At 62.7% G+C, this 16709-nt stretch carries 14 protein-coding genes and 1 riboswitch; of the genes, 5 read left to right on the forward strand and 9 right to left on the reverse strand.

Going from position 1 to position 16709, the window contains the following annotated elements; all coding sequences use genetic code 11:
• The first annotated feature begins 86 nt into the window (after nucleotides 1–86).
• From I2I01_RS01290 to I2I01_RS01300, 3 genes are all read left to right on the forward strand, one after another.
• The gene (locus I2I01_RS01290; RefSeq protein WP_196284616.1) at nucleotides 87–401 is read left to right on the forward strand and encodes a hypothetical protein; all 315 of its coding nucleotides are present in this window, start codon (nucleotides 87–89) and stop codon (nucleotides 399–401) included.
• A 159-nt stretch (nucleotides 402–560) separates the two neighbouring features.
• A complete protein-coding gene (locus tag I2I01_RS01295; protein ID WP_196284617.1) occupies nucleotides 561–1157 on the forward strand; it encodes a riboflavin synthase in 597 nt (198 codons plus the stop codon).
• A 57-nt stretch (nucleotides 1158–1214) separates the two neighbouring features.
• Nucleotides 1215–1415, forward strand: a complete 201-nt coding sequence (locus I2I01_RS01300) for a hypothetical protein (protein WP_196284618.1) — start codon at nucleotides 1215–1217, stop codon at nucleotides 1413–1415.
• Nucleotides 1416–1445: 30 nt separating this feature from the next.
• On the opposite strand, the gene I2I01_RS01305 is transcribed toward I2I01_RS01300, so the two are convergent.
• Genes I2I01_RS01305 through hemF form a run of 3 tightly spaced genes read right to left on the reverse strand, consistent with a single transcriptional unit; the run spans nucleotide 1446 to nucleotide 3592 of the window.
• Nucleotides 1446–2060 carry a flavodoxin family protein gene (locus I2I01_RS01305; protein WP_196284619.1) on the reverse strand — a complete coding sequence of 205 codons (615 nt, stop codon included), beginning with the start codon at nucleotides 2058–2060 and terminating at the stop codon, nucleotides 1446–1448.
• A 10-nt stretch (nucleotides 2061–2070) separates the two neighbouring features.
• Nucleotides 2071–2649: a phosphatase PAP2 family protein gene (locus I2I01_RS01310; RefSeq protein ID WP_196284620.1), complete on the reverse strand. Its 579-nt coding sequence runs from the start codon at nucleotides 2647–2649 to the stop codon at nucleotides 2071–2073.
• The gene (gene hemF, locus I2I01_RS01315) at nucleotides 2642–3592 is read right to left on the reverse strand and encodes an oxygen-dependent coproporphyrinogen oxidase (RefSeq protein WP_211537756.1); all 951 of its coding nucleotides are present in this window, start codon (nucleotides 3590–3592) and stop codon (nucleotides 2642–2644) included. The genes I2I01_RS01310 and hemF overlap by 8 nt, the downstream gene beginning before the upstream one ends.
• 126 nt (nucleotides 3593–3718) lie before the next feature.
• Between hemF and I2I01_RS01320 the strand changes: the two genes are divergently transcribed.
• Nucleotides 3719–5932: an alpha-ketoacid dehydrogenase subunit alpha/beta gene (locus tag I2I01_RS01320; protein WP_211537757.1), complete on the forward strand. Its 2214-nt coding sequence runs from the start codon at nucleotides 3719–3721 to the stop codon at nucleotides 5930–5932.
• Nucleotides 5933–6028: 96 nt separating this feature from the next.
• On the opposite strand, the gene tamL is transcribed toward I2I01_RS01320, so the two are convergent.
• Nucleotides 6029–8710, reverse strand: coding sequence for a translocation and assembly module lipoprotein TamL (gene tamL / locus I2I01_RS01325; protein WP_196284621.1), 2682 nt, complete (start codon nucleotides 8708–8710; stop codon nucleotides 6029–6031).
• Here tamL and I2I01_RS01330 point away from each other — a divergent pair.
• Nucleotides 8701–9459 (forward strand): RNA methyltransferase, encoded by a 759-nt coding sequence (locus I2I01_RS01330; protein WP_196284622.1) that lies wholly within the window; start codon nucleotides 8701–8703, stop codon nucleotides 9457–9459. The two genes, tamL and I2I01_RS01330, sit on opposite strands and share 10 nt — an antisense overlap.
• Nucleotides 9460–9611: 152 nt before the next feature.
• Here the strand turns inward: I2I01_RS01330 and I2I01_RS01335 are convergent, their stop codons facing one another.
• From I2I01_RS01335 to I2I01_RS01355, 5 genes are all read right to left on the reverse strand, one after another.
• Nucleotides 9612–10781: a porin family protein gene (locus I2I01_RS01335; protein WP_196284623.1), complete on the reverse strand. Its 1170-nt coding sequence runs from the start codon at nucleotides 10779–10781 to the stop codon at nucleotides 9612–9614.
• 24 nt (nucleotides 10782–10805) lie between these two features.
• On the reverse strand, nucleotides 10806–11870 hold the full coding sequence (locus tag I2I01_RS01340) for a hypothetical protein (protein ID WP_196284624.1): 1065 nt from the start codon (nucleotides 11868–11870) through the stop codon (nucleotides 10806–10808).
• Nucleotides 11871–11917: 47 nt separating this feature from the next.
• Nucleotides 11918–12475, reverse strand: a complete 558-nt coding sequence (locus I2I01_RS01345; protein WP_211537758.1) for an RNA polymerase sigma factor — start codon at nucleotides 12473–12475, stop codon at nucleotides 11918–11920.
• 225 nt (nucleotides 12476–12700) lie between these two features.
• The gene (locus I2I01_RS01350; RefSeq protein ID WP_196284625.1) at nucleotides 12701–13996 is read right to left on the reverse strand and encodes a chloride channel protein; all 1296 of its coding nucleotides are present in this window, start codon (nucleotides 13994–13996) and stop codon (nucleotides 12701–12703) included.
• A 45-nt stretch (nucleotides 13997–14041) separates the two neighbouring features.
• Nucleotides 14042–14115: riboswitch (Fluoride riboswitch) on the reverse strand.
• 138 nt (nucleotides 14116–14253) lie between these two features.
• Nucleotides 14254–16524 (reverse strand): heavy metal translocating P-type ATPase, encoded by a 2271-nt coding sequence (locus I2I01_RS01355; RefSeq protein ID WP_196284626.1) that lies wholly within the window; start codon nucleotides 16522–16524, stop codon nucleotides 14254–14256.
• Nucleotides 16525–16709 lie beyond the last annotated feature (185 nt).

A 16709-nucleotide genomic window follows, 5' to 3' on the forward strand; every position in this document is an offset into this window, starting at 1 on the left:
AACGCATAGCTACTTGTTTTTGAGGCTAATAATTTGTAATTTTAAAGCATCAATTCACCCGTTTGATTGCAGTTAGAATGTTGCAGATGATGACTACCAAGCGCATTGGGCGCCGCCAGTTTCACTTCACCGTGGAAGGCAGTAATTTCCACGAAACCGTGGCCGAATACGACCGACTCAGCTTTCCCGACGTGGCCGCCTGCGGCCTCTGCGGTTCCGATAACCTGGACCTGACCAGCCGCGTGGCGCAGGGCAAATACAAGTACACTTCCGTGAAGTGCCTCTCGTGCCGGGCTGACCTGACCTTTGGCAAAAACAAGGACGACGACCAGAGCTATTTCCTGCGCCGCAAGGAAACCGGCGAACTGGATTGGCGCGCCTTTGAAAAGGCCGATAAATAACCCAACTGTCTACAAACTGGTTGGGCATCGTGAACGGCATCTCGGGTTCGGGATGCCGTTCTTTGTATGTAAAAGGAATTGGCCGCTGGGGCCGGAGCCGCTTTGGGCGGGCCGGCGGTATCAGCAGCAAGTTCTGCCAACCCTGTTCCATTACCCCACATGTTTACCGGAATTATTGAGGCCCTCGGCACCATTGTGGCCGTAGCCAATGAAGGCAGCAACCGCCACTTCACGGTGGCTTCGCCCTTTGCCGCCGAGCTAAAAATCGACCAGAGCGTGGCCCACGACGGCGTATGCCTCACGGTGGTAGCCGTGGATGCGGCCGCGGGCACCCACGTGGTGACGGCCATTGACGAAACCTTGCGCGTCACCAACCTGAGCCAGTGGGTGCCCGGCCGCCACGTGAATCTGGAGCGCTGCCTGGCCGCCAACGGCCGTTTCGACGGCCACATTGTGCAGGGCCACGTCGACGCCACGGCCACCTGCACCAGCGTGACGGACCAGCAGGGTTCGTGGCTGTTTCGTTTTCGGCACGCGCCCGGCCCCAGCCGCCTCACGGTCGAGAAAGGCTCCATCTGCGTGAACGGGACCAGCCTGACGTGCTTTGAGAGCACCGACGATGGCTTCACCGTGGCCATCATCCCGTACACTTACGAGCACACCAGCTTCCAGCAGCTGCAAGCCGGCGAAACGGTGAACCTGGAATTCGACATCGTGGGCAAGTACGTAACCAAGTTGTTGGCACAAAGGGCCTGACAACTTCGGCGCGGGGGCTGCGTAACTACTAAATCTTCCACAAAGTCCTTCCGCACCATGTCTAAACGCGAATTAATAGAACCCCACGAGGGGGATAAGCGCTACGTCCGCCGCGACAAAGACGGCCAGATTGAGCATTCCGTTGATATCCACAAGTCCTTATCGCAGGACGACAAGCACAATTCTAAAAAGACCAGCAAGCCCGGCGACGGCGACCGGGGCGACGGCCATACAGGCAACCGCCGGCCCGCCAAGTAGCGCACCTGGAAATTAAAAAAAAGCCCGCAGCTAATCCTGCGGGCTTTTTTTTATTTCCGGCATAGGCATCTGAATGGTATCACCCAGTTTTGTAACCGGCTTAAAGAATGCTTTGGCCCTTTCCAAGGCTGGTGCATCGTCCTGAATGTCGTTGGGTCGGGAGCCGGTGCCGTAGAGCATGCCGCCCCAGGGCATTTTCATGTAGTTGGCGGTGAGGATGAGGGTGGCTTCCAGGGGTTGGACTTCGGTTTGGTCGCCGCTGCTTACGACAATGCTCCACAGCGTTTTGCCCTGCATTTGCTCCCTAAATTCGAGGCCGGGCGTGCGCAGCCAGGCACTCCAATAGTCGAGGTAATGCTTGGCGTGCACGGGCAAGCTGTACCAGTAAAGGGGCGCCACCAGCACCAGGTCGGTGGCGGCCAGCGTTGCTTCGAGCAACACCAGGGCGTTGCCGGTGGGGAGCGGATAGGGCGTGTGGTGGCGCATATCCACAAAATAAGGCAGGGGGTAGTCCTGTAAGTGCAGCCACTGCTGGGTGGCGTTGGGTGGCAAGTGGTGCGCGGCACAATATGCCAGCTGCTCACTATTGCCCATGCGACGAGTGCTGGAGAGTAAGAATAAAAATCGTCGCGCAGTGGTATCCATTTGCAGAAGTTTATTCTCGGCTAGGCCATCTCCGGGGCACCAGTTGCTGGTAGGCGAGGGCAGCGCCCCAGCCCAGCAGCGCCCCAATGGCGGCCCCACCAATTACATCAGTGGGATAATGCGCCCCAAGATACATGCGGCTGTACGATAGTAAAAATGCCCAGATAAATAGGGCAATTTTGAGAATGCGAAAACGGCCCGCCGGCAGCGCTACCGCCAGGAATACCGCCAGGGCCATGGAGTTGGCTGCGTGCGAAGACAAAAAGCCGAACTGACCGCCGCAGCCGTCAGGCAAATGCAGCCGGGCAAAAAGCGCGGCGTCGTGACAAGGGCGGGGGCGCCCGAAAAAGGGTTTGAAAATGCGGCTGGTGATGCTATCGGCCAGGGCCACGGCCGCCACCACCAGCGGAAGCAGCAGCCACGCCCCGCGCCGGAAATGGTAGATAAGCCAACCGATGAGCACCGCGTATAGCGGGAACCACACCAAGCGGTTGGACGCCAGTACCATGACCGTATCGAGTGCAGGAAAATGGGCGCGGTTGATTGCCAGCAGCACGGCCCGGTCCAGCTCCTTGATGGATTCAAGCATGGGAAGGGGCATCGGTCAGCCAGTCAACGCCCTGGCGCAGCCAGGCCAGCGTCGTTGCCTCGGGGGTGCCGGGCGCGGGCGGAGCCGGGTTGTAGGCCCAGCCGGTGCGCGGGGGCAGGCTCATGAGAATGGATTCGGTGCGGCCGCCGGTTTCGAGGCCGAAGCGCGTGCCGCGGTCGAAGGCCAGGTTGAATTCGGCGTAGCGGGCACGGCGCAGGGTTTGCCAGGCTTCTTCACGCTCGCCGTATGGCAGAGCGTGGTTTTCGGCCATCAGCTCGGTATAAACGGGGCCAAATAGCTCGGCCACGTCGCGCATAAAGGCGAATAGCTCCTCGGCTGTGCCGTCGGGCCCCACGGTGAGGCGGTCGTAAAATATGCCGCCCACGCCGCGGGTTTCCTTCCGGTGGGGCAGGTAAAAGTAGGTGTCGGCCCAGCGCGTGAACTTGGGGTAGTAGGCCGGGTTGTGGCGGTCGCACACCTCGCGCAAGCGCTGGTGAAAGCGGCGGGCCTGCGTTTCGTCCACGTAAATGGGGGTCAGGTCGATGCCGCCGCCGAACCAGGACTCGCCGTTGCCGGCTTCGAAGTAGCGCACGTTCATGTGGATGATGGGCACGCGCGGGCTGCGCGGATGCAGCACCACGCTCACACCGGTGGCATAAAAGTGCGGGTCGGGCATGTGCAGCTGCCGGGCGGCGGCCTCGCTCATGGCGCCCCACACGGCCGAAAAGCCGACGCCGCCCTTTTCGAGAATGCGGCCGTGCTCCAGCACCTTGGAGCGGCCACCGCCGCCACCTTCGCGCTGCCAGGCATCGGTGAGGAAGTGGGCCGGGCCGGCATCGGCGGTTTCGAGCTGCTGGCAAAGGCGCAGCTGAAAATCGGCCAGCCAGGCTTCAATTTCGGGACGGATGGTGGGAGAGGAGGCCGGTAGCTCAGAAGAATTCACCGCAGAAATCACTTAAGGTTGAGCAAAAAACGCCGCACGGAGCGGCCTGCTGGGCTTAGCAAAGCGTGAGCAAAGATACGGCCGCACAATGGGCGTACTTTTGCAGCCTCACCCGCCATGCCGCTGATGTCTGAATTTGCTGCTCCCACCGCCCCCGAAACCACCGACCTGCCCAACCCCCGCGTAGCCAGCGCTGCTGCAGCCGCTGCGGCCGCTTTCACGGCCGCCCCGGCCCCCGGCCCGGCCCCGCTCAGCCCGGAATTGTTGCGCCGTGCCTACCGCCTCATGCACACGGCCGCTGCCATGGCCGACCTCTACGAGGAGCAAAAAGCCATTTCGGCCCGCTATGTGCACGCCACCGCCCGCGGCCACGAAGCCGTGCAGCTGGCCGCGGCCTTTCACCTGCGCGAAACCGATTTTGCCTCGCCCTACTACCGCGACGACGCCATGCTGCTGGGCCTGGGCTTGCGCCCCTACGAGTTGATGCTGCAGCTCATGGCCAAGCGCGACGACCCCTTCAGCGGCGGCCGCACGTATTATTCGCACCCCTCGCTGCGCCGGACGGGCGCCCCGGTTATTCCGCACCAAAGCTCGGCCACCGGCATGCAGGCCATTCCGGCCACGGGCATGGCCCACGCCATCAAGTATCTGGAGTCGGTGGGCGGCGAGCAGCTGGCGAACAGCAGCGAGGAATTCAAGGCTTCGCGCGAACGGCTGACCAGCAATGCCTCGCTCGCCCTGTGCTCCATCGGCGACGGGGCCATGACCGAAGGCGAAGTGGCAGAAGCACTGCAAATGGCCATTCTGCACCAATTGCCCATCATCTACCTGGTGCAGGACAACGACTGGGGCATCTCGGCCACCGGCCGGGAAATGCGGGCAATGAACGCCTATGAGTTTGCGGCCGGCTTCCCCGGCCTGCGCCGCCTGCAGGTGGACGGGGCCGATTTTGGCTCATCCTACGCGGGCCTCGCCGAGGCGTTTGCGCACGTGCGGGCCCGGCGCGGGCCGGTGCTGGTGCACGCCAAATGCCCCTTGCTGGGCCACCACACCAGTGGCGTGCGCCGCGAGTGGTACCGCAACGACTTGGCCAACCACCAAACTCAGGACCCGCTGCCGCGCCTGCACCAGCAGCTGCTGGCCGGTGGTTTCTCGGAGGAGGAGCTGGATGGGCTACAGGCCGAGGCCCGCGCCACAGTGCTGGCAGATTGGAACGAAGCCCTGGCCGCGCCCAACCCCGACCCGGCCACCTTTGCCGACCACGAGTTTGCCACGCCGACCGTGACGGCCGAGGCGGGCGAACGTAGCCCCGCCGGCGCCGAAAAGGCGCTGATGGTGGATGCCGCCCTGCACGCGGTAGACGACATCCTGCGCGAATTCCCAGAGGCGCTGTTCTACGGGCAGGACGTGGGTGGGGAGCTGGGCGGCGTGTTCCGCGAGGCTGCATTGCTGGCCAAGAAGTACGGCGACGCGCGCGTGTTCAACACGCCCATTCAGGAGGCTTACATCGTGGGCAGCACGGCCGGCATGGCGGCCGTGGGCGCCCGGCCCATCGTCGAAATCCAGTTTGCTGACTACATCTGGCCGGCCCTGAACCAGCTGGTGGAAGAGCTGTCGAAGTCCTGCTACCTCACCATGGGCAAGTTTCCGATTCCGGCGCTTATCCGCGTGCCCATCGGCGCTTACGGCGGCGGCGGGCCCTACCATTCGGGCTCCATCGAAAGCACCTTGCTCACCATTCGCGGCATCAAGGTGGTGTACCCCAGCAACGCGGCCGACATGAAAGGCCTCATGCGCGCCGCCTTCCTCGACCCCAACCCGGTGGTGATGCTGGAGCACAAAGGCCTGTACTGGAGCAAGGTGCCGGGCACCGAAGACGCCAAAACCGTGGAGCCGGCCGCTGGCTACGTGGTGCCGTTGGGCCAGGCCGCCGTGGCTCAGGAAGCCGACGCCGATAAGCTGCGCCGCGGCGAAACCGCCCTCGTCGTCACCTACGGCATGGGTGTGCACTGGGCGAAAGCTGCAAGCCGAGACTTTCCCGGCCAGGTCGAAATCCTCGACCTGCGCACCCTCAACCCGCTTGATTTCGACGCCGTGACGGCCGCCACCCGCCGCCACGGCAAGGTGCTGGTGCTCACCGAAGAGCCGCTCATGAACAGCTTCGCCGAAAGCCTTGCTGGCCGCATTCAGCGCCACTGCTTCGAAGCGCTGGATGCGCCGGTGTTCACCCTCGGCGCGGCCAATCTGCCGGCCATTGCCCTGAACGTGGACCTGGAGAAGCAGATGCTTCCTAGTGCCGCCAAGGTATCGGTGGCGCTGGGGGAGTTGCTGGAATATTAGTAGAAAGGAAAAGGAGTAAAAGCCTACGGGACCAAGCAGAAACAGATATTCTTCGCTTGGTCCCGTAGGCTTTTACTCCTTTTCCTTTTTTGGCATTTAGAAGGGGTAGCCAATGCCGAGGTTGAAGGCAATGGGGTTAGCTCTGCTGTTGAAATAGCGCAAGGCCCAATTTTGTCCGGTGGGAGCCGTGGGGTCGTAAATCTTAGTGGCTAGGTCGAGGCGGAGGATGAGAAAGGTGAAGTCGAAACGAACGCCAAAGCCCGCATCGGCGGCTATCTGCTTGTAGAACGTGTTGAGCTGAAACTGCGCGTCCTTCCGCAGGTACTCGCCGTAGTTTGGTTCGGTGGGCCTTTGTTCCTTGCGCTCCTGCAGGCCCCACACGTTGCCGAAATCGGTGAAGACGGCCCCTTTGATAAAGCTGTAAATCGGAAACCGATATTCGGCGCTGCCTTCGAGCAGCAGTTCGCCCGGCTGCTCGGAAATAAAGTCGCGCTCACCCGTTTTAATCAGGCGGGGCGTGTAGCCGCCCGGCCCGAGGCGGCGCGGAGCCCAAGCGCGCAAGCTGGTGGAGCCGCCGGCAAAAAACGACTTATCGTAGGGTATAATATAGGCGTCGTAGTTGGTATCCGGGTCATAAGTGCGGGTGAGGGCGTGCACCGCCCCGCCATTCAGGCGCCAGGCAAAGTAGGTTTGGGGGCTGAGGCGATAATACCGGCGGTAGTCGACATTCAAGCGGGCAAAATCATACACATTCAACTTTGTGCTGGAATACAGCGCATCCTTGTACAAATGGCGCGTGAGTCCGCCTAGTTCTACAAACAGCCGGAGGTAGCGGGCGTTACGGGTTTCGTTGAAATCGTTGGAATTATAGAGCGAAGTAAAACTGATGCTAGGCTCAATCTGCTTGCTGAACGAACGAATCAACGAAGAGCCCTGCGTGTCTCGAAAAAGCTCTAGCTGGCTCTGGAAAGCGGGGTTGACGTAGATGGAATTCACCAAGGTGATGACCACCGGCGAGAAAACATATTGATGGAAGGTTGAGCGTTGCCAGATGTAATCGTAGGCAAACTCGAAATTGGAGCGGATGTATTCGGGCCGCTTCACAAACGTTTCGGACAGGGTGAAACGGGTTTTGGGGTTGTAGTGCGTCAGGAAATAATTCGTGCGAAAGGGCACCAGGAACTGCGGCAATATCAACGACGCAGTGGCGCCCAACTGCGTGGTATAAACCGCTTGCAGGGAATTGTCATCCGTCACAAGGCGCGTGAGCTGGCCTTCAAAACCGGCGCGCAGGCCCACTTCCAACACCTCGGCCCCGCCAAAGGGATTGCGGGTTTTCAGGCGTATGTTGGCAAATGGCCCCACCAGGTTGGCCACGAAGGTGCCGCCCACCTCGGTGGTTTCCGAAAACTTGGGCGCTGGCGAGGCGTTTATCACGGCCACCAGTTCACCCGTGCTCGGATGCAGGCCCGCGCTGTCGGCGGCGGGCGGGTCGGCCACCTTGCGGTAGTTCACGGTATTGAACCGGAACATGTCGAGGTCGGCCAGCAGGCGCTGGGTTTGCAGGGTGTTGGCCAGATTGTAGCGCTGGCCGGGGCGCACCAACACCTTGCGGGCCAGTAGGCTAGTGCTGAATTTCTGGTCGTAAGCCGCAAAGCGGATGGAATCCGTCACGGTGGTATCGGTGCGCAGGCCCAGGCTGGGCCGGGCGCGCAGGGCGCCCGGCGTGCCGGCGCGGCGCAGGGTGTCGCCGGCGGCGTTGCGCAGAGTGCGACCCACGCCAGCATCCGTGATGAAGCGCACCTGTTTCACGGTGTACACGCGGTGGCCCTGATTGGGGCCGGGGTTGGCAATGAACGTGCGCAGCCGCACCGTGAACTTCTCGTAGCTGGTGTCGGCCTCCAGGGTGATGAACTGCTGGCGGAAATCGAAGTAGCCCGCGTTTTTGAGCAGGGTTTCGAGCCGGGTGCGCTCCTGGCCGATGAGGTCTTCGTTGTACCGTTCGTTTTCGTGCAGCAGCGAGGCCCCCTGGCCCCGCCGCACCACAGCGGCCACGCCCGAATCGGGGATGCTAGGCGCCTGCAGGCGATACAGAAAAGGTTGGCCTTCGTGAATCTGGTAGCTCACGGTCACGCGCCGGTACTGCTTCACGCGGTCCAGCGAGTCGGACTTCCCCGGAAAAACCGAGCCCAGGGCTTTGATGGCCCGCAGCACTAGGCCACGGTGGTAGCGGGCCGTGTCGGTGGCCGTCACGCGGGCCCGGAAAAAGCCCTGCGAGCGCAGGAACGTGGTCATTTGCTCTACCGACCGGCGCGTCAGGGCGGAGTCGTACACCACTGGCGCCTCGCCCAGGCGCATAATGGCGTTGCCCTTGTCGAGGGCCAGCTGCTTGCGGGTCACCTTGCGCTCGCGCTGGCCGATGAGCTTGCCCAGCTTTGCCGAGTCGGTGCCGGCCGCGCGCATCTTCTCGGCGTAATCGGCCTGAATGGCGCGCAGCTTGTTCTTAATGCGCGTCGAGTCGTAAAAATTGTGGCCCAGCTGGTAGATGGCCAGCTTGGGCAGCGGAAAGCGGGAGTTGGGTTTTTGCTGGGCCAGCGCGGTGAGGCGTTCTTTGTCGGCCTGCTCTACGCCCTTGATTTCGACGCGGCTGAGCAGGCGCTGGCCCGGCTTCAGCAGCTTAAACGGCGAGCAGGCTGCCAGCAGCGTCAGGCCCAGCACCGGCCCCAGCCGGCGCCAGGGCCGTAGCTTTGAAAAATACGTTGAGAACAATGGTTTCAAAAGCACTAGGCAAATACGTGCAGTCGCTGCACCAAAAGAAGTACCGGCAACGCCACGGCGCGTTTCTGGTGGAGGGCGGAAAAAACGTGTTGGAGCTGCTAAGTTCCGACCTGGAAACGGAACAGCTGCTGGCCACGGCCGAATTTGCTACCCAAAATCGGGCCCAACTTCCGGCCCGGCTGCCGCTAACCCTGGTATCGGAAACCGAGCTCACCCAACTGGGCACCTTGGCCAACAACACCACGGCCCTGGCCGTGGCCCGCCTGCCCGCCGAGGCACCGTTGCCCCTAACGCTGCCCGAAAGTCAATTGTTGCTGGCACTCGACGAAGTGCGCGACCCCGGCAACCTGGGCACCTTGCTGCGCCTGGCCGACTGGTACGGCCTGGCCGGGGTGGTGCTCAGTCCGGGCTGCGCCGACGCCTTTGCTCCCAAAACCGTGTCCGCCACCATGGGCGCCTTCGCCCGCGTGCCCGTGTGGGAACGCGACCTCGCCGCCTGGCTGCCCACGCTGCCCGCCGGCACAGGCATCTTCGGCGCCGACCTGGAAGGCGACAACGTGCACCGCGTGCAGCTGCAGCCCCGCGGCGTGCTCGTAATGGGTTCCGAGTCGCACGGCCTCACGCCGGGCGTGGCGGCGGCCCTCACGCGGCGCCTGCACATCCCGCGCGGCGCCGCCGGTCGGGCCGAAAGCTTGAATGTGGCCATCTCGGCCGCCATTCTGCTGGATAATTTTTTTCGGGGTCAATAAAATTTTGCCCATCATCCTGAGCGTTGCGAAGGTCCTTGTCATACCGGAGAAATTACGCTGGCGTGACAAGGTTTTCTCCGGCGCTTCAGATGACAAACGGCAACAAAAAAGCGCCCTGGAAAACCAGGACGCTTTTTTTAGAATTAACTCACTTAAAAACCGATAAAGCGGAAGCCGAAGCTGAGGGCGTGGGTTTGGGGACCCTGGTTTTCCTTGAATACTTCGTTCAGGTTGTACTTGGCATAAAACCGGAGGAAGTGGAAGCCCAGCTCGCCTTGCAGGCCATACTGCCAGTCATTCACGTTGAGGTCGCCGCGCAGCTTGTCTTCGTGTTTGTTGTCGCTGCCGGCCAGCTTGTATTCCGTGGTGATGTTGCCGCCCACGCGGTAGCCACCAAAGGCGCCAATGCCGGCCGATAGGGTCCGCTTATCGGCTTTGTTGCGCAGCTTCAGGCGAAGCATAAGAGGCAGGTTCAGGGAGTTGATGACAAGTTTGGAATCGTCAATCTGCTTGCTGTCGGGGGCGCGCTCAGCAGTCGTCAAGTTGCCGTTCTTCACCCACTGGTCATTGCCGCGCAGCATGAAGCTGTTGCTCACAAACTCGGGGCCGAAGGTGAGGGCCAGCTTGGCGCGCTTGCTGTAAGCCAGGGGCTGTACATAATCGAGGCCGATGCCCGTCATGCCCGACCCACCGAACAAGGACCAATAGCGCAACGAAGGAGGACCCGAGCTGACAGCGTTGGACGCTGAATTGACGAAGGTGTTGTAGCCGAACTCGACGTGCAGGTCGACGGTGTGGCGGTCTTTCCGGTTGGCGCGTTTCGTCGAGTCGCCTTTCGCGGTGGCACTGGCGCTGCCGTTCGTGTCGATGGTGATGGAGTTTTCGCCGTCGCCCTTGTTGTAGGTGGTAATGCCGAACTTCTTGTTCAGAAACACCTGCGTTTTGGTGGGGCCTTTGGTGCCATCGGTGCCGGGCTTGTGGGCCGTGATGCGGATTTCCTCGGGCAGGTTCTGGCCGGGCTGGTCCTTGTCGGGGTAGAAGCGCATCGTTACCTGGTTGGTGGCGCCGGCTTTGGCGGCGGCCTCGGCCTGCGTGATGTAGGTGGCCAGGCGGGTGGTGAGCGAGTCGAGGTGGTAGTTTTTGAGCTGGCGCAGCTGGGCCGCGTCGCGCACCGTTAGGGTGAGGGTGGCCCGGTTGGGCAGGCGCATCACAATGGTGTCTTGCACCGTGGCGGGCAGCGCCAGGCGGGTGGCGCGGGCCTCGTTCAGCCCGGCCGTGAGGGCGGTTAGCAGCAGAAAAGAGGGGAGAAAAGCGCGTTGCATGATTTCTAAAAGAGAAGAAGTGAATTACAATTGAATGGATTTGGTGACCGTGCGCCCGGCCACGGTGGCCCGCACCGTCACGTTGTCGGGCAGGCCGGCGAGCTCGGCGAGCGTCACCTGCTCGCCCCGCACCAGGCGGCCGGCCTGTTGGAGCAGCCGCCCACCCAGGCGCTTGCGCTCAGCCGGGGCTTCGGCCGAAGCCAGGGCCGACGTGGTGGCCTTGGCAGAGCGGGCATCGCCGGCGCGCACATCTACTGTGATGAGCCCGCTGGCCGTGGCCGGGACGTTTTCCGCAGCCGGGTTAGGATTGGGAGCCTGGGCCAATACCGGGGCGTTTTCCAGGTTCTTTTGGTGCTCGTCAGCATCGAAAGAAGGGGCCGGCTGTATAGCGGGCGGAGTGGAATTGCGGGCCACTTGCGGGGCGGGTTCGGTAGTCGCGTCCAACTGCCGGATGCTGCCTTTCAAGGGGCGGGAAGACTGCTCGCGGGCTGCTTTGCTGGCTTCTGATGGGGTAGATGCGAGGGCCGCGGGCCGGGTTGCCCGGATGGTTGCATTTTTCTGCACCGGTGCCAAAATATTTTCCTGGCCGGCTGTTTCAGGGGCAGCGGTTGCTGTCACAGCTTCCTGCTGCGACGCGGCGGCTACGCCCTCCTTATCAAGAATAGCCGGACCGATGCTGGGAGATGCGGATTGTGAAGCCGCATTACGCCCATTCGGCGCCGACTGCGAAGCCACGCTGCCAGCCGGCATATTTCCGGTGGGCGAACCTAGCCACAGGCCACCGCCTACCAGCAGCAACAGCGCTACGGCAGCGGCCATGGCCATGGGCCACCATGCGGCGGCGCGGCGCTGGCGGGGGCGCAGGTGCTCGTCTTCGAGGCGTTCCCAGAGCTCGCGGCGGGGCGGGGTGGCGTGTTGGCTCAGGCCTTTCTGGAAAAGCTGGTCGAGGCGTTCCGGTGCGGGCTCGGGCGTAGAAGCCGCCTCGGCGGGCACGTGGGCCCGCAGGCGGGCCCACAGGTCGGCGCCGGGCGGCGAAGCGTGGCCGTCGAGCTTGTCGCGGAATAAATCATCAATATTTTCGGGAGGCATATCTATCGGTAGCTAGAAATCGTGGTTGAAAAAAGCCCGGCCGCGGGTCATTCGGCTGCTACGGCGGCGAAGCTGACGCGGCGCTGCAGCATGGCGCGGGCCTTGCTGAGCTGCGACTTGCTCGTGCCCTCGCTGATGCCCAGCAGCTCGGCAATTTCCTGGTGGCCGTAGCCTTCCAAGGCGTAGAGGTTGAAGACCGTGCGGTAGCCCACCGGCAGGGTGGCCAGCAGGTGCATCAGGTCTTCGGCCTGTAGCTGGGTGTCGGCGGTGGCGGCAGTGGTGGCCAGGTTTTCGGGCTGAGCAAAATCCTCAAACGACACCGTCATCATTTCGCGTTGGCGCAGCTGCATCAGCGCCTCGTTCACCATGATGCGCCGCACCCAGCCCTCAAAGCTGCCTTCGAAGCGGTAGTTGGGCAGGGCCCGGAACATCTTGGCAAAACCTAAAATCAAGGCTTCCTCGGCGTCTTCACGGCGCTTGAGGTAGCGGCGGCATACGGTGAGCATGAGCCCGGCCAGTCGGTCGTAGAGCTGGCGCTGGGCCCGGTGCTCGCCGCGCACGCAGGCGGCAATGAGTTCGACTTCGGTCACGGTAGGAGTGGGCAAAAAGCAGAAAAGCGGGTGAGTTAGCGCGTCAGATGCCGAATGCGCGTGAAGGGTTGCCTGCAGGCAAGAAAAAAAGATTTAGCAAGAACGCTGCGAGGCTGTGCTTCATAAAATTTCCGCCTTGCCTGGCGCCGGAACCTCACACCTGGTGCGCTTGAAGCGCGAAACAAGATGTGAGGAGTAGTTGACATACCAGGAGTAACGTTTCCACCTTTAGGATAAGCGCTAAAGCTCGCCCAACCGCTTGCCCTGCTGGCGGCCCAGGCGCAAGTGCTTGGCCTGGCCGATTACCTGCGAACCGTAGATGCCGCGGTGCCCTGATAATAAGTATGCCACCACGCAGGCGAGGGCCAGGTAGATGCCGGCCTGGCTGCCAAATAATTCCAGGCCCATCAGAGTGCAGGCCAGTGGGGTATTGGCCGCCCCGGCAAACACCCCCACAAAGCCCAGGGCCGCCAGCAAAGCCACTGGCAGAGGCAGCACCACGGCCAGCGCACTCCCCAATGCCGCCCCAATGAAGAACAGGGGCGTTACCTCGCCGCCCTTGAAGCCGCAGCCCAGGGTAAGGGCCGTCAGGGCCAGTTTTATGGCCCAATCGGTGGGGGGCAGCGGATGTTGGAAGCTTTCCACAATGACCGGGATGCCCAAGCCGCCAAACCGATTGGCACCCAGGGCCCAAAGCAGCGGCACTAGCAGCGCTCCGCCCACTACTGGCCGGAGTGGTGCATAGGCAATGCGCCGAAAAAAACCGGTGATGGCGTGCGTGAGCCCAGCAAAGCCGCGCGCCACCACCCCGCAGAGCCCACCCACCAGCAGCGTGCCCCCCAACGAAAGAGCCGTAAGCGGCATTGCTGGCAGCATAGGGTAGTGCGTGTGGCCCACCCCCCAGGCCCGCGTCACGGCATCGGCCAGCACGGCAGCCAGGAAGCTGGGCAGCAGGGCCTCGTAGCGAATGGAACCCAAAAGGAATACTTCCAGCCCGAAAACCGCGCCGGCCAGTGGCGTACCAAATACGGAGGCAAATCCCGCGCTCATGCCCGCAATGAGCAGCAGACGGCGGTCGCGCGGGCGCAGGCCCAACGCACGGGTGAGCTGGTCGGCCAGCGCCCCGCCCATTTGCACAGCCGTGCCCTCGCGGCCCGCCGAGCCGCCGAACAAGTGCGTGGCCAGCGTGCCGCCCAGCACCAGCGGCAGCAGCCGCAACGGAACCAGCCGGCGGGGCTGGTGGATTTCATCCAAAATCAAATTATTGCCCCGTACCGCCTCCTGGCCAAAGTAATGGTAAGCCAAGCCAATAAGCAGGCCCGCGCCCGGCAGCAGCGCCAGTGCCCACGGGTGGGCTTCGCGCCAACGCGTCACCCAGTCTAGCGCTACTAAAAATCCGGCTGAAGCCGTGCCGACCAGCCCGCCAATTATACCACTGATGAGCAGCCAGCGTAGCAGGAACAACAGCACGGAGACAGTGCCCGCGCGGCGCAAGCGGATGGGCAGAAGGCGGGCAAAATCGAAAGAAGCAGGCATGGCGGCGAACGTGATGAGCTAGGCGACGCGGCCCTTGTGGCCGTCCGGGCGGTAGGAATCATCAGCGCGGAGCGGAGGGCTCCGGCGGTTCGCGGTGGAAATCCATCACCGTAATACCACAAATATAGGCGGCAGGAGGGTTGCAGGGCTTAAAAACGTCATGCAGAGCGCAGCGAAGCCTCTTTACCGCGCAACGAACTTATATACTACTGCTGTAAAGAGGGTGCGCTGCGCTCTGCATGACCGTCAAAGCGCATTTATTGCGCTGCCTGAAAGCGGCGCAACCGCAGCGAATTGGTGAGCACCGACACAGAACTTAGCGCCATGGCCCCCGCCGCCAGCATGGGCGACAGCAGCACCCCAAACACCGGATACAGCACCCCGGCCGCAATGGGAATGCCCAGCGTATTATAGATAAAGGCAAAAAACAGGTTCTGACGAATGACCCGGATGGTTTGGCGCGACAGCTCGATGGCCGTGACCACGCTCTGCAAATCGGAGCGCATGAGGGTGATGCCGGCGGCTTCCAGTGCCACGTCGGTGCCGGCGGCCATGGCCAGGCCGATGTCGGCCTGAGCCAGCGCCGGCGCATCGTTGATGCCGTCGCCCACCATGGCCACCGTTCGCCCTTCGGCCTGCAGGGCACGCACCTGAGCGGCTTTATCGGCCGGCAGCACTTCGGCAAAGAATCGCGTGATGCCAACTTCGGCGGCTACCTGAGTCGCGGTAGCCGCGTTGTCGCCGGTCATCATCACTACTTCCAGTCCCAAGGCCTGGAGTTTGCTGATTGCCGCGGCCGAGGTGGGCCGCACGGTATCGGCCACGCCGATAAGGGCCATGGCCCGGCCGGCTACCGCCACGTAAAGCACCGTTTTGGCTTGCTTAAGTAAGATGTCGGCCTGGCCACTGATTTCCGGCGAAATGCTGATGCCTGCCTCCGTCAGCAACCGGGCATTGCCGATGCGCACGGGCACCCCGGCCACGGAGGCTGCGACGCCCCGGCCTTCGAGGGCTTGGAAATCGGTAGCGACCAGCGGCTCGGCCCGTTGCGCTTCGGCGTAGCGCACCACGGCCGCCGCCAGCGGGTGCTCCGACAGCCGCTCGACGGCCGCCACCTGCGAAAGCAGCACCGGCACCGACTGGCCGGCCACAGCCCAAAAATCGGTCACAGCCGGCTCGCCCTGGGTGATGGTGCCGGTTTTGTCGAGTAGCACGGTGTTCACCTGGTGGGCTTTTTCCAAAGCCTCGGCGTTGCGGATGAGCACGCCGTACTCGGCGCCCTTGCCCGTGCCCACCATGATGGCCGTGGGCGTGGCCAGCCCCAAGGCGCAGGGACAGGCAATAATGAGCACGGCCACGAAATTGACCAATGCCAGCGGCAGCCGGTGCTCGGCCGGGGCCAATATGAACCACACCGCGAACGTGAGCAGCGCAATGGCCACCACCGTGGGCACAAACACGGCGCTCACCTTATCGGCCAGGCGCTGAATGGGCGCGCGACTGCCCTGCGCGTCTTCAACCAGTTTCACAATCTGGGCCAGCAGGGTATCGGCCCCAATCTTCGTGACCCGAAAGCGGAAAGAGCCGGTCTTGTTGAGCGTGGCGCCAAACACGGCATCGCCGGTTTTTTTGGTTACGGGCAGGCTTTCGCCGGTCAGCATGGCTTCGTCAAGGGCAGAGTTGCCCTCGGTGATGACGCCGTCGGTAGCCACTTTTTCGCCGGGGCGCACCAACACGATGTCGCCCACCTGCACGCGCTCGATGGGCACGTCCACTTCCTCCCCGCTTGGGCGCACGAGGCGGGCCGTGCGGGCCTGCAGGCCCAGCAGGGCACGCATGGCGGCCGAGGTCTGGGTTTTGGCGCGCAGCTCCAGCACCTTGCCCAGCAAAATGAGGGCAATGATTGTGGCAGTGGTGTCGTAATAAACTTCCGGCATCAGCCCGCGCCGGGTGAAAAAGCCTGGCGCCAGCGTGGCAGCCACACTATATATAAAGGCTGCGCCAGTGCCCAGGGCAATCAGCGTGTCCATGTTGGCCGTGCGGTGGCGCAGGTTTTTCCAGGCGGAGCTATAAAAGGAGGCGCCGCTGAAAAGCAGCACTGGCAGCGTGAGCAGGAGCAGGGCCACATTCAGCCATCGCATGTTCAAATGCTGCAGGGCGGCGGGCCACAGCATGAGCATGCTTAGGGGCATAATGAGGGCAGCTAGGCCGGCCGCCACCCAAAAGCGCCGTTTCAGCTGGGCGTAAGCAGCGGCTTTTTGCTGGTCGGTTTCGGCCTGACGCGCGGCAGCGTCGGCGGCCGGGGCCCGCTCCACCACGCCGTAGCCCGCGTTTTCAACCGCGGCCTTGAGCGTGGCCGGCGTAGCCACCTCGGGCAAATACTGTACGGTGGCTTTTTCGGTGGCGTAGTTCACCACGGCGCTTTGCACGCCGGGGGTGCGCGCCAACGACTTCTCAACGGCCGCTGCGCAGGCGGCGCAGCTCATGCCTTCAATTTCGAGGGTGGTATTGGTGGGGGAGGGTGACATGGCAAAAGGTGCGAACAGGCAAGCAGAATTTCGTAACAAAGTAACCGGCTCCTTGCGCGGCCTGTGGTACGAAATCAGGCCTAAAACATGCGGAATTTTACTTTCGTCCCCGTTTGCTCGGGCGGTCCGGCGTAGCTTGCGGCGGCTTTCGGGGGCGCTGTTCTTTTTTGCCTCCGGCTGCCGTT

Origin of the sequence: Hymenobacter properus (assembly GCF_015694735.1) — a bacterium.
GTDB classification, from domain to species: domain Bacteria; phylum Bacteroidota; class Bacteroidia; order Cytophagales; family Hymenobacteraceae; genus Hymenobacter; species Hymenobacter properus.

Excerpts from the sequence above, each read along its gene's own strand:
- I2I01_RS01290 (WP_196284616.1), top strand. The coding sequence starts at position 87 with ATGATGACTACCAAGCGCATTGGGCGCCGCCAGTTTCACTTCACCGTG.
- I2I01_RS01295 (WP_196284617.1), top strand. The coding sequence starts at position 561 with ATGTTTACCGGAATTATTGAGGCCCTCGGCACCATTGTGGCCGTAGCC.
- I2I01_RS01300 (WP_196284618.1), top strand. The coding sequence starts at position 1,215 with ATGTCTAAACGCGAATTAATAGAACCCCACGAGGGGGATAAGCGCTAC.
- I2I01_RS01305 (WP_196284619.1), bottom strand. The coding sequence starts at position 2,060 with ATGGATACCACTGCGCGACGATTTTTATTCTTACTCTCCAGCACTCGT.
- I2I01_RS01310 (WP_196284620.1), bottom strand. The coding sequence starts at position 2,649 with ATGCTTGAATCCATCAAGGAGCTGGACCGGGCCGTGCTGCTGGCAATC.
- I2I01_RS01320 (WP_211537757.1), top strand. The coding sequence starts at position 3,719 with ATGTCTGAATTTGCTGCTCCCACCGCCCCCGAAACCACCGACCTGCCC.
- I2I01_RS01330 (WP_196284622.1), top strand. The coding sequence starts at position 8,701 with ATGGTTTCAAAAGCACTAGGCAAATACGTGCAGTCGCTGCACCAAAAG.
- I2I01_RS01335 (WP_196284623.1), bottom strand. The coding sequence starts at position 10,781 with ATGCAACGCGCTTTTCTCCCCTCTTTTCTGCTGCTAACCGCCCTCACG.
- I2I01_RS01340 (WP_196284624.1), bottom strand. The coding sequence starts at position 11,870 with ATGCCTCCCGAAAATATTGATGATTTATTCCGCGACAAGCTCGACGGC.
- I2I01_RS01350 (WP_196284625.1), bottom strand. The coding sequence starts at position 13,996 with ATGCCTGCTTCTTTCGATTTTGCCCGCCTTCTGCCCATCCGCTTGCGC.
- I2I01_RS01355 (WP_196284626.1), bottom strand. The coding sequence starts at position 16,524 with ATGTCACCCTCCCCCACCAATACCACCCTCGAAATTGAAGGCATGAGC.